This is a genomic window from Pseudomonas maumuensis (assembly GCF_019139675.1).
GTDB lineage: Bacteria > Pseudomonadota > Gammaproteobacteria > Pseudomonadales > Pseudomonadaceae > Aquipseudomonas > Aquipseudomonas maumuensis.
The window spans coordinates 2,971,580-2,983,907 of the sequence record NZ_CP077077.1; the positions used below are offsets into that span (position 1 = coordinate 2,971,580).

6 protein-coding genes are annotated in these 12,328 nt (G+C 66.8%); 5 read left to right on the plus strand and 1 reads right to left on the minus strand.

Features of this window, described 5'->3' with window-relative positions; genetic code table 11:
* Positions 1-330: 330 nt before the first annotated feature.
* Positions 331-6,174: a manganese-oxidizing multicopper oxidase MnxG gene (gene mnxG, locus KSS90_RS13355; RefSeq protein ID WP_217865927.1), complete on the minus strand. Its 5,844-nt coding sequence runs from the start codon at positions 6,172-6,174 to the stop codon at positions 331-333.
* A gap of 735 nt (positions 6,175-6,909) precedes the next feature.
* Between mnxG and KSS90_RS13360 the strand changes: the two genes are divergently transcribed.
* The 5 genes from KSS90_RS13360 (at position 6,910) to KSS90_RS13380 (ending at position 12,326) form a co-directional block, all read left to right on the plus strand.
* A complete protein-coding gene (locus KSS90_RS13360; protein WP_217865928.1) occupies positions 6,910-7,971 on the plus strand; it encodes a 3-deoxy-7-phosphoheptulonate synthase in 1,062 nt (353 codons plus the stop codon).
* A gap of 79 nt (positions 7,972-8,050) precedes the next feature.
* A complete protein-coding gene (locus KSS90_RS13365) occupies positions 8,051-8,332 on the plus strand; it encodes a peptidylprolyl isomerase (protein ID WP_094009975.1) in 282 nt (93 codons plus the stop codon).
* Between the two features lie 81 nt (positions 8,333-8,413).
* Positions 8,414-10,255, plus strand: coding sequence for an extracellular solute-binding protein (locus tag KSS90_RS13370; RefSeq protein ID WP_437180031.1), 1,842 nt, complete (start codon positions 8,414-8,416; stop codon positions 10,253-10,255).
* The gene (locus KSS90_RS13375; protein ID WP_217865929.1) at positions 10,252-11,310 is read left to right on the plus strand and encodes a microcin C ABC transporter permease YejB; all 1,059 of its coding nucleotides are present in this window, start codon (positions 10,252-10,254) and stop codon (positions 11,308-11,310) included. Before KSS90_RS13370 ends, KSS90_RS13375 begins: the two co-directional genes overlap by 4 nt.
* The gene (locus tag KSS90_RS13380) at positions 11,310-12,326 is read left to right on the plus strand and encodes an ABC transporter permease (protein ID WP_217865930.1); all 1,017 of its coding nucleotides are present in this window, start codon (positions 11,310-11,312) and stop codon (positions 12,324-12,326) included. The genes KSS90_RS13375 and KSS90_RS13380 overlap by 1 nt, the downstream gene beginning before the upstream one ends.
* The last annotated feature ends 2 nt before the right edge of the window (positions 12,327-12,328 follow it).

The window sequence follows — 12,328 nt, forward strand, 5'->3', positions numbered from 1 at the left end:
GGGGGATGGCGCACGTGAAGGGACATGTGGCGAGCACGGGCGCATGGCCCGTCATATCGACGATTCCAGACTGCGTGACCAATTGAAACCTCACCATCCTTATGGGGGCATGCAAGGGCCACGAGCGTTGAGCCTGGGTGGTCCCTTCGGCTGCGGTACCGATGACCTGTGGGCCGTCGGTTTTCCAGTTGCGCCGGGCTCCTGGCCCCGGGCGCTGGCGGATGATAACCATGAGGGTCCGCAGCTAGGCAACAAAAACTAAAAATTTAATGCTTGATTGTTTACCTGGCGGCCTTCTCCCCACTTACCGGTCAGGCCGCCAGGCCCCCTTCACTGCGCAGGCGCCACCGCCGGCGGTGGCTCGTTGGTCACCCGCAGGATCCCCCACAGCCCCGAGGCATTGCCGTACGCCGCATAGTCGCGGAACAGGTAGTCCCCCGGCACGGCGTTGGCGCCCCCGGCACTGGGCAGCATGAAGCTGAAGTGCGCCGCCGGCAGCACGCTTTCCTGCGCGCCCACGTACATCGCCATCGGGTTGTAGCCGTAGCGCACCGAGCCGATGCCCGGCAGGCCCATGGGGTAGCCCTGCACATCGCTCTTCTCGGCCTGGTAGTTGTGCAGCGGCCACAGGTGCCCATCGAGCTGGTAGGTGATGCCGCGGCTACCACCGCTGGGCATCAGTACGTGGCTGCGCGCCGGCTGGCCGGGCTTGGCCCAGAGCACCGGGGTCTGCGGATCGCCGCCGACCAGGGCATTGCTGTAGGCCATGTGGGCGTTGGGCACGTCGGCGAAGCCGAAGCCATCGGCATGGCCGAACGGCGCGTCCGGCGCCAGGCCGAAGCGCAGCCACAGCGGCTCGGTCTTGTAGTTCATCGCCATGTTGCCGTTGTCCTTCGGATCGCCGGGCACGCCGTTGCCCTCGGTGGCGATGCCCTCCACCGGCCGGCCATCGGCCCAGCGCATGTTCAGCGAGCGCTGCCACACGGTGACAAAGTCGCGGTAGTCGGGCTGGCCGCTGACCTTCACCGTGGCCTGGGCGCGGCTGGCAGTGTCCTCGGTCCAGGTCGCGCTTTGCGGCAACACACTCATGGCGCCCACCAGGCCTTTCTGCGGCTGCTTGATGACATCCGCCGGGGTCAGGTTGAGGCCGCCGAACTCGATGGCCGTGGTGTTGATGTTGTCCACGGTGCGGCCCAGTTGCAGCACCGGCTTGCCTTCACGCTCCAGGTGCCCGGCGTAGTACTGGTACACCCGGTTCGGGTAGGCGCCGCTGCTGCCGGTGCGCGGCGGCACGGTCTGCACCGGGTTGAGGCCGACGTTGACGCCGTCCGACTTGGTGATGTCGTAGGCCAGCAGTTGCGCATGCAGGCCGACGTGGCTGGACGGGCGCATCAGGTTGTTGTTGAACGCCGTGGAGCCCTCGCCGCCGGCGCGGTCGCGCTTGACCACGTTCTGCATCACCGCGCTGCTGGGCAGGTCGGGCATCATCAGCGGCAGGCGGTTCTCCAGGGTGATACTGATGCAGTCACCGGCGTTGGCGCGCAGCACCAGCGGCTCGACCGGCACGCCGGCCTTGAGCTTGCCGGTGCTCGCGTCGAGGTCGGCCTTGCGCACGTAGAGCACCGCGGTCGGGTCGTGCAGCGGCGAGCTGTGCCCGCCGACGGTGAAGGTCGCGCCATCCTCCTCGTCGGTGACCGTGGCCATGGGGATATCGACCTTGCGGCTGTTGAACACCAGGGTGCCGCCATTGGCCTTGAGCGCGCCACCGACGTGCTGGCCGATACCGGCCGGGTCGTTGATGCTGACCCCGTGGCGGTTCTCGAGAATGTCGTTGGCCAGGGCCGCGACGATCTCGTAGCTGCGCTTGACCGTCGGCCGCGTGCCGATGCCATTGGCGTTGGCCGTGGTCTTCGGGCAGATGCCGTCGAAATTGACGGTATTGCGCATGGCCACCGGCTGCGGATTGTTCGGCAGGGCGAACAGGTCGGCGCGTTGCGCAGTGTAGTTGCGCATGATGCCCCAGATGCCGTTCCAGTAGCCTTCCAGCGCTGCGTCCAGCGAGTACAGGTAGTCGCCGTTGGTGGCGGCGGAGCTGGAAATCATCGACACCGGCGCCATGAACCCGAGCTGCTCGGAGATGCCCACCATCTGCGACGACTTCCACCCCGAGTTGGAGCTGTTGCCGAAGCCTGAGCCGTTCTGCAGCCATTTCACGCCGTGCAGGGTGACGTTGTGTTCCTCCTCATGGCCGCCGGCATGCATGCGCAGGCGCACGTTGTCACCGGAATAGGTGCGCAGCAGCGGTGTGAACGGGTCACCCGGCTCGCTGCCCTTGTTGACATGCGGCGGGAACAGCGTGGTGCCGCCGGTGGGGCCGGTGGCCTGGGTGATCGCCGAAGGCGCCAGGTTCATCGCCGGGATGGCGCGGTCGGTGCGGCTCTGCATGGCGTAGGCCAGGTCACCGCCGAGGCCGTCGGCCTGCATGCCGCGCTTACCGTCCGGGGCGACCTTGTTCGGGTCGAACACGCGCAGGGCCAGCGGTTCGTTGCGGTAGTTGACGACGAACATGCCGGGGTCATCCACCGAGATCGCCTGCGGGCATGGCCGGGTCGGGCAGCCTGGGCTCAGCCCGCCCCGGGATTCGACCACCGATTCGAGCAGCGTCGAGGCCTTTTGCCGCACGGGCGGGTTGATGGCGTAGCGGAAGCTGTCGGCGGTGGCCGGATAGGCCTGGCCGTCCGGCACGCCATTGGGGCCGGCGCCGACATACACGCCGGCTTCATAGGCATGCTGGAAGTCGCTGTACTCGAGGAAGAACTCGCGGTAGCTGTCGTTCTTGCCATCGCCGTCGTGGTCGCCGGTCTGGATCACCGCCTGCCACGAGGTCGGGCCGCCATCCTGGCGGGTCGCCGGGTTGTACAGCTGTTCGCCGGTCTCGGCGTGGTACCAGGTAGAGCCTGCGGGCTCGGCCAGCACGGTGGCGTACAGCCCGAGCTGCTGGTGGGTCGATGGGCCGAGGTGGTCATGGGTGAAGATGGTGCCCAGGCCACGGTCGACGTTGTGCACGTTCACCAGGGGGTCGGCGAACCAGCGTTGCATCGCGCTGCGCGCGCCGAGCCAGTCGGCCCGGCCGAAGCGTCCGAAGTACGGATGCTGCTTGGCTTTCGGGCAGGCGGCGGTGCCGTCGCGGGTATCGCCTTCGGTGCAGTTGTTGAAGCTGCGGATGGCATGCACGCGCTCGACCACGCTGCCGGGCGAGAGGATGCCGTCTTCGTAGTTCCAGCCGTTGGCCGAGCCGTCGGCGGCGGTCAGGTCCCATTTGGGCAGGTGGATATGCTGGCCGATCACGTCGGTCGGGGTGCGTACCTGGTAGTCGTCCATCTCGTAGAACGACGGGATCAGGTTGGTATGCACGTACTGGGTGCAGTCGAAGGTGTTCATGCGCATCACCAAGGGCTCCGGCGGGCGCTGCTTGGTGATCACCGGCCAGGCGTCTTCCCACAGGGCGAGGATGCGCGCCTGCGGGAAGTGGTAGCCGACCTTGTTGTACACCGCGTCGAACTGGATATTGGCCGCCTTGTAGATGCGCGGGCGGTCGGCGGTGAAGGTGGACGAACCGCGGAAACTCATGCCGGTGAGGTTTTCGCCGCTGAAGAATTCGCCCACCCCGGAGCCTTGTGTCAGACGCTTGCCACGATCGTCCATGCACGGCTCGTAGTAAGGCGCGCCCGCTGTCGGCAAGGCGCCGTTGGTGCGGAAGGCCTTGGCCACCGGCGCGCTGCCGGGAATCAGGGCGAAGCTGGGATGCTCGGCCTTGGCGTGGAACTGCATGGCTGCCTGTTCGACCTCGGTGCCCTCTTCGGGCAGGTAGATCGGCTTGGCCTTGTGTACCACCTTGGAGAAGTCCAGCTTGGTGGTGGTGGTCACGGCGTCGCCACCGGCAGACACGCCGTCGAGGGTGTGCCGGCCAAGGCCGCCGTCCCAGCCGTCGACCTGGTTGGGGTCGAGGTTGGCCCACAGCGCCTTGCCACTGTCCTTGAGCTGCCGGGCCAGGGCCGGGTCGAGCATGTCCAGCGGCGGGGTCGGTGGACGCTGGCCGACGCTGCTTTCCATGCCGCCGATCCAGAACGGGTAGCCGGGGTTTTTCAGGCTGCCGTCGGCGTTGCGATTGGTCTCGCTGCGATCGACCAACGCGAGGGAGCCAACCGCACGCGGCGTGGCGGGCTCGTCGGGGTGATCGTCGCCCTCCTCTTCTTCTTCGTCATGTTCGGCGACCAGGGTTTCGGCCAGCTTGGGCACCACTGTGACCTTGCCCGGCATCGGCGCCATGGCCTTGCCCGGCAACGGCACGATGGCCGGGATCGGCGTGCCGGCGATGATCTCGCCGTCGGGCAGCGCCCGGGCGCCTGGGGCGGGCTTGCCATTGCGCAGGGCGAACGGTGTGGTGTGGAAGCCGTTCTCGCCCTTGCCGCTGACCTCAAGGCGGGTGCCCGGTTCGAACACATCGTGTACCCGCCACATGGCCCACATGCCCTGGGCGAAGTGCGGATAGAAATGACAGTGGTAGATGGCGTCGCCGGCTACGCGGTTGCGGTTGCCGGAACCGCCGTTGGCGATTTCGTAGGTGTAGCCCACGCCCGGGCCGATGCCCTGGGCGTCGATGTAGTCGGAGTTGTCATCGTTGGGGTTGAACAGCCACTGGTGCCCGTGCAGGTGGAAGATGTGCTGCTCGTGCCCATTGTGGGTGTTGCGGAACTTGGTGAAGTCACCGATGTAGCTGTGGTGCACGTTGGCCGGTTCCGCCGGATACAGGGCCATGCTCGCCTTGACCCCGGTGGCGCTGGCCGGCGGCGTTTCGCCCGGACGGATGTTCTCCAGCCCGACGTTGGCCGGGATATCCACCAGGGTGCCGATATCACCGACAGTGTGGGCACTGAGGAAAAATTCCTCGTAGGCGCACGACAGGCAGTCATGCATCGGCCCCACGCCAAGGCGGTTGGCCACCACCTCGGCGCCCATGCCGCCGGAGCCGTAGTTGATCATGAACGAGTCGCGGGTCGGCTCCAGCACGTGGCCCATGACCGGGTCGGCCCAGTAGCCGGGGAAGGCCTGGGTGGCGGCAACCTCGTCGGCGAACTGCGAGGCGAAGTCGCGGAAGGCTTCCAGGCGATTGGGCAGCGCCGGGTTGCGCTTGCCGACGCTTTCCAGCGGATAGGTGTTGGCCGGGAAGCTGCCGTCCGGGTTGGGGCCCATGACGATGGCGTCGGTCTCGCTGCTCTGGATCTCGTTGCCATCGACCATGGCGATGATCGGCTTGCCGGCCTTGCCCTCGGCGATCCACGGTTCGACGTTGGGGTAGCGCGCCTGGTAGTCGATCACCGGCTGACCGGTTGCGGTGCGGCCGGTGGTGGCCAGGCGCATCTCCTCTTCGGTCAGGGTGTTGCGGTAGGTACGCCCGGCCTTGGGCACCACCACCACCTGGCCGAACAGGCCGTTGGCGACGTTGCCGCCGCCACCCTGCCCGCCGAAGGTCGCACCCTGGCTGGTAACGGCGAAGGCGCCTTCACGCTCGGCGTACAAGGTGTAGCTGCGGGTGCCGCCCGGGGCGACCAGGAAGTTGCCGTTGCGCCCGGTGTTGGCGGCGATATCACCGATGCTGTTGACCGCCTGCAGGCCGTTGACCTGGAAGCCCACATGGCGGTCGGTGACCTGCTCGTCAGCGACGAAGTGCTCGTTGCCCTCGTTCTCGACCTCGGCGCCCTCTTCTTCCTCGCCTTCGACTTCGGTCTCGTCGTGATCGATGCCGTGCTTGTTGGGGTTGGCCTGGTAGGCCAGCAGGTTGCTCAGGTTGACTGTCAGGCAGTCCCCCGCCGCCACCCGCAGCACGATCGGCCGCGGGCGCTTGTCCGGGCGCAGGGTGACCTTGCCCGGCACCGCCGCACCGCCCTTGCTCAGGGGCACGCGATGCTCGTCCACCACGTCCTGGCGCAGGGCGAACATCATGCCGTTGGCGTTCTGCGCGCCGAGGCGGTTGAACATCAGTGGCTGATCCAGTGCCACCACGTTGGCCACCAGCGTGCGCTGGCACTGCACGGCGGCCTCGCTGGATACCTGCCAGCCCAGCAGGACCAGCAGGAAGGTGGACAGGACCGGGCCTTTGCGAGGAGTCGACATGGGGCACCTCCGGGGACACAGGGATACTGCGTGGAGGTCAGCAAGTGCCGTGCCAGTTAATTAACTGATGAATTTCAATTAGTTAAGCGATGGAGAGTGGGGAAACCGGGGGATATCACCCATTGATGACCCCGGATCAGGGCCTACCGCGCAAGGGCTACGCAGTTTTCCGGTGCCACGACAAGCTGACGCCTACAAGAAACAGGCAATCACTCCGATAGCATTTAGTGATTGAACGCCAACGCAAAGGTGCAGTAAGCTCGGTCGCAATCACTGGAGAGCAACATGTCGAAACAAACCCGCAACCACGCCAACCACACCGGTCGCTCCGCGCACCGCGTGCTGGCCGTTGCCGGTCGTAACGCCGTTGCCAGCTTTTATTTTGGGTATTGGTTTAGCCACTAGGCGCCGATTACCCATCCGGCGCCCACCTTCGAGGGGCCGCCGAACATGAGAATACTCAAACCCCCGGTCGGCTCCCCGACCGGGGGTTTTGCTTTTCCGGGCCCACGAAACATACCGATCACCTTGAGGACAGCGTCATGAACCACACCACCTACTACCGCACCTATGCATGGCGATTTAGCCAGTTCCGTTCGGGCCAGCCTGCCGCCTCCGTTCGGTCGATTTCCGGTGGCAATGCCGCACAGACACCCCATTTGACGATCAGTCGAACACCTCGATAGGGCCGACCGCGCGGGCCAGAACCCGCCGTCCGCCCAGGGAACAAACGCCATGCAAGCCTCGAACCTCGCCCTGCCCCTGACCCAGCCGCACGCTGCCAACACCAACGTCAGCCAGCGCCTGCCCAGCCCGCACCTGCTCAAGCAGCAGATGCCGCTGTCCAGCGAACTCACCCAGCAAGTCCACGCCCAACGCCAAGCGATCCGCGCCATTCTCGAAGGCCGCGACGAACGCCTGCTGGTGGTGGTCGGCCCCTGCTCGATCCATGACCCGCGCTCGGCCCTCGAGTACGCCGACCGCCTCGCCGCGCTCAGCCGCGAGGTCGACGACAAGCTGCTGCTGGTGATGCGCGCCTACGTGGAAAAACCGCGCACCACCGTGGGCTGGAAAGGCCTGGCCTACGATCCGCACCTCGATGGCAGCGACGACATGCACGCCGGCATCGCCCTGTCCCGTGGCCTGATGCTGGGCATGCTCGAACGCGGCCTGCCGATCGCCACCGAGCTGCTGCAGCCGATGGCCGCCGGCTACTTCGACGACCTGCTGGGCTGGGCCGCCATCGGCGCGCGCACCACCGAGTCGCAGATCCACCGCGAAATGGTCAGTGGCCTCGAGCTGCCGGTCGGCTTCAAGAACGGCACCGACGGCGGTATCGGCATCGCCTGCGACGCCATGCGCAGCGCCGCCCACTCGCACCGCCACTTCGGCATGGACGCGCAGGGCCACCCGGCGATCATCGAGACCCTGGGCAATCCCGACACCCACCTGGTGTTGCGCGGCGGACACAAGGGCCCGAACTACGACGCCCAGAGCATCGCCCTGGCGCGCCAGGGCCTGGCCAAGGCCGGTCTTGCGCCACGCATCATGGTCGACTGCAGCCATGCCAACAGCGGCAAGGATCCGGCGCGCCAGCCGGCGGTATTCGAGGACGTGCTGGCCCAGCGCCTGGCCGGTGACCGCTCGCTGGTCGGGGTGATGCTCGAGGGCCACCTGTTCGACGGCTGCCAGGCCCTCGGCAAGGGCGCGCTGAAGTACGGCGTGTCGATCACCGACGGCTGCCTGGGCTGGGACGCGACCGAAGCGATGCTGCGCAAGGCGGCTGAGTGCCTGTAGGAGCAATACGCAAGCCTTGCGAGACATGTCCCAGACAAGTGCGCTAGGCTTGCCCTTTTCCCCCCAAGGAGCAGTACCCATGGCCCGAGCCACCGCCCGCCACATCCTGGTTGCCAGCGAAGACAAGTGCAACGAACTCAAAGCGCAGATCGAAGCTGGCGCCGACTTCGCCGAAGTCGCCAAGGCCAACTCCACCTGCCCATCCAGCCGCCAGGGCGGCGACCTGGGCTCGTTCGGCCCAGGCCAGATGGTTCGCGAGTTCGACACCGTGGTCTTCAGCGCGCCGCTGAACGTCGTCCAGGGTCCGGTGAAGACCCAGTTCGGCTACCACCTGCTGGAAGTGACCAGCCGCCAGGACTGATCCGGCATTGCCGTGCTCGTTCCTGTAGGAGCGATCGTTGTGGGAGCGGGCTTGCCCCGCTCGCACAAAAGCCGTTTCGACATGATCATGCGCTGTGTGGCTGCAAGTTGCGTGTGCCTGATCCTGCCGTTTTCACTACAGGCCGCCCCCACCCACGCCATCACCGTCTACGGTGAAGCCCCCCGCTACCCCGCGAAATTCCACCACTTCGACTACGTCAACCCCGACGCCCCCAAGGGCGGTAGCCTACGCCGCTCGGCCATCGAGATCGGCCAGTTCGACCATATCCTGCCCTACATCGACAAAGGCATCGGCGTCAGCCAGGTCGATGGCTGGCTGTACGCGCCGCTGGCCGTGCGTTCGCTCGACGAGCCCTACACCGTCTACGGCCTGATCGCCCAGCGCCTGGAGCGCGGCCCCGACGACGCCTGGTTGCGCTTCTACCTCGACCCGCGCGCCACCTTTGCCGACGGCAAGCCGGTGCGCGCCGAGGACGTACGCTTCAGCTACGAGCGTCTGATGAGCCAAGGCAGCCTCAAGTACCGTACCCAGTTCGCCGAAGTGGCCGGGGTCACCGTCGAAGGCCCGCGCCAGGTGCGCTTCGACTTCAAGCAGCCCCATGGCCGCACCCTGCCGCTGGAGCTGGCCGGCCTGCCGGTGCTGCCCGAGCATGACTGGCGCCAGCGCGACTTCGCCAACGGCGCCGGCTTCGACAAGCCCGTGGGCAGCGGCCCCTATCGCATCGGCAGGATCGACAACGGCCGCAGCATCACCTTCGAGCGCGATGCGAACTGGTGGGCGCGGGACCTGCCGGTCGCCCGCGGGCTGTACAACTTCGCCCGCATCAGCGTCGAATTCTTCGGCGACACCGAAGTGGCCCGCCAGGTACTCAAGGGCGGTGGCTACGACTACAACCGCGAGTACTCCGCCACCGCCTACACCCTCGGCTACAACGGCGCGGCGCTGGATGACGGGCGCCTGCGCCGTGCCCACCTGGGCCCGGCCAAGCCGCAGATCGCCCAGGGCTTCGTGTTCAACCTGGACCAGCCGCAGTTCAAGGACCGCCGCGTGCGCCAGGCCCTGGGCATGCTCTGGGATTTCGAGTGGAGCAACCGGCAGATGATGCGCAACCTGTACATCCGCCAGCAGAGCCTGTACGCCAACACGCCACTGGCCGCCCGCGCCCTGCCCGACGCCGAGGAGCTCAAGCTGCTCGAGCCGTTGCGCGGCCAGGTGCCGGATGAAGTGTTCAGCCAGGTGTTCAGTGCGCCGGTCACCGATGGCTCCGGCATCATTCGCCAACAGCAACTGCAGGCCTTGGCCTTGCTGCAGGACGCCGGCTGGCATCCCCAGGGCGATCGGCTGGTCAACGCCCAGGGCCAGCCGCTGAGCTTCACCTTCCTCAATGGCCAGTCGGGCATGGAGCGCCTGCTGCTGCCGTGGAAGCGCAACCTGGCGCAGATCGGCGTCGAGCTGAACATCCGCAACGTCGACTCGGCCCAGTACGTCAATCGCGTGATGGCCCGCGACTACGACATGATCGTCACCGGCTACCCGGTGACCCTGTCGCCAGGCAGCGAGCAGTACAACTACTTCGGTTCCGCAGCGGCGAACGATCCCGGCTCGAACAACCTGATGGTGCTCAAGGATCCGGCAGTGGATCGCCTGCTCGACGGCCTGGTGCGCGCTTCAAGCCAGGCCGACATGCTGCGCCACGCCCGCGCCCTGGACCGGGTGCTGCAATGGAACTACTACTGGATCCCCAACTACTACCCGCCTGGCAGCTCGACGGTGTGGTGGAACCGCTTCGGCCTGCCCAAGGTACAGGCCACCTATGACGAAGGCCTGGACACCTGGTGGGAAGTCAGCCCACGGGCTCTGACCACCCAGCAGATGGCCGAGCGCCAGGGGAGCGCGCCATGACCACCTATATCCTGCGCCGCCTGCTGCTGATCATTCCGACCCTGCTGGCGATCCTGCTGGTCAACTTCGCCATCGTCCAAGCAGCCCCCGGCGGCCCGGTGGAACAGGCCGTGGCCCGCCTGCAGGGCATCGGTGGCGGCGCGCCGGGCGCACAGGTCGAGGCGGTGCAGGGCGAATCCCGCGCCACCCGTGGCCTGGACCCCAAGCTGATAGAAGAGATCAAGCGCCAGTACGGTTTCGACAAGTCCGCCCCGGAACGGCTGTGGCTGATGCTCGGCCAGTACGCCCGGCTGGACTTCGGCCAGAGCTTCTTCCGCGGCGCCAAGGTCACCGATTTGATCGTGGAAAAACTGCCGGTGACCCTGTCGCTGGGCTTCTGGGCCACGCTGATCACCTACCTGGTGTCGATCCCGCTGGGTATCCGCAAGGCGGTGCGTCATGGCAGCCGCTTCGATGCCTGGAGCAGCGCGCTGATCGTGATCGGCTACGCCCTGCCCTCGTTCCTGTTCGCCCTGCTGCTGATCGTGCTGTTCGCCGGCGGCACCTCGCTCAACTGGTTCCCGGTACGTGGCCTGGTCTCCGACGACTTCGAGCAGCTCAGCCTGCTGGGCAAGGTCGCCGACTACTTCTGGCACCTGGTGCTGCCGGTCGGCGCCCTGGTGATCGGCGGCTTCGCCACCCTGACCTTGTTGACCAAGAACGCCTTCCTCGACGAGATCGCCCGCCAGTACGTGGTCACTGCCCGCGCCAAGGGCCTGAGCGAACGTCGCGTGTTGTACGGCCATGTGCTGCGCAACGCCATGTTGCTGGTGGTGGCCGGCCTGCCCCAGGCGCTGATCACGGTGTTCTTCGCCGGCTCCCTGCTGATCGAGGTGATCTTCTCCCTCGACGGTCTGGGGCGCATGAGCTACGAGGCGGCGGTGTCGCGGGACTACCCGGTGGTGTTCGGCACCCTGTTCATCTTCACCCTGGCCGGGCTGCTGATCCGCCTGCTGGGCGACCTGTGCTACACGGTGCTCGACCCGCGCATCGACTTCGACGCGACGGGCCACTGATGTTCTCGCCCATCGCCCGGCGCCGCCTGCGCCGCTTTCGCGACAACCGCCGCGGCTGGGTTTCGCTATGGCTGTTCGCCGCGCTGTTGCTGCTGAGCCTGGGCGCGGAACTGGTGGCCAATGACAAACCCTTGCTGCTCGGCTACCAGGGCGAGCTGTACACCCCGGCGCTCAAGCGCTACACCGAGCAGCAGTTCGGCGGGCAACTGCCGTTCCAGCCCGACTACCGCAGCCAATACGTGCGCCAGCTGATCGAGGGCCAGGGCGGCTGGATGCTCTTCGCGCCGATCCCGTTCAGCGCCGACACGCCCAACTACGACCTGCAGGTGCCTACCCCCAGCCCGCCCAGCACGAGCAACTGGCTTGGTACCGACGACCAGGGCCGCGACGTGCTGGCGCGGGTGCTGTACGGCACGCGGGTGTCGCTGCTGTTCGCCTTCGCCCTGACCCTGCTCAGCGTGCTGATCGGCGTCACGGCCGGCGCCCTGCAGGGCTACCACGGCGGCTGGGTCGACCTGCTCGGCCAGCGCCTGCTGGAGGTGTGGTCGGGGTTGCCGGTGCTGTACCTGCTGATCATCCTGTCGGGGTTCGTCGAGCCGGATTTCTGGTGGTTGCTGGGGATCATGGCGCTGTTCTCCTGGCTGACCCTGGTGGATGTGGTGCGCGCCGAGTTCCTTCGTGGGCGCAACCTGGAATACGTCAAGGCCGCTCGCGCACTGGGGCTGTCCGACACTCAGGTGATGCTGCGGCATATCCTGCCCAACGCCCTCAACGCGACCCTGACCTACGTGCCGTTCATGCTCACCGGGGCGATCACCACCCTGACCGCGCTGGACTTCCTCGGCTTCGGCATGCCCGCTGGCAGCGCCTCGCTGGGCGAGCTGGTGACCCAGGGCAAGCAGCACCTCGAGGCGCCGTGGCTGGGCTTTACCGCGTTCTTTGCCCTGGCGCTGATCCTGTCGTTGCTGGTATTCATCGGCGATGCGCTGCGCGAGGCGTTCGACCCGCGCCGGTGATC

Excerpts from the sequence above, each read along its gene's own strand:
- mnxG (WP_217865927.1), bottom strand. The coding sequence starts at position 6,174 with ATGTCGACTCCTCGCAAAGGCCCGGTCCTGTCCACCTTCCTGCTGGTC.
- KSS90_RS13360 (WP_217865928.1), top strand. The coding sequence starts at position 6,910 with ATGCAAGCCTCGAACCTCGCCCTGCCCCTGACCCAGCCGCACGCTGCC.
- KSS90_RS13365 (WP_094009975.1), top strand. The coding sequence starts at position 8,051 with ATGGCCCGAGCCACCGCCCGCCACATCCTGGTTGCCAGCGAAGACAAG.
- KSS90_RS13370 (WP_437180031.1), top strand. The coding sequence starts at position 8,414 with ATGATCATGCGCTGTGTGGCTGCAAGTTGCGTGTGCCTGATCCTGCCG.
- KSS90_RS13375 (WP_217865929.1), top strand. The coding sequence starts at position 10,252 with ATGACCACCTATATCCTGCGCCGCCTGCTGCTGATCATTCCGACCCTG.
- KSS90_RS13380 (WP_217865930.1), top strand. The coding sequence starts at position 11,310 with ATGTTCTCGCCCATCGCCCGGCGCCGCCTGCGCCGCTTTCGCGACAAC.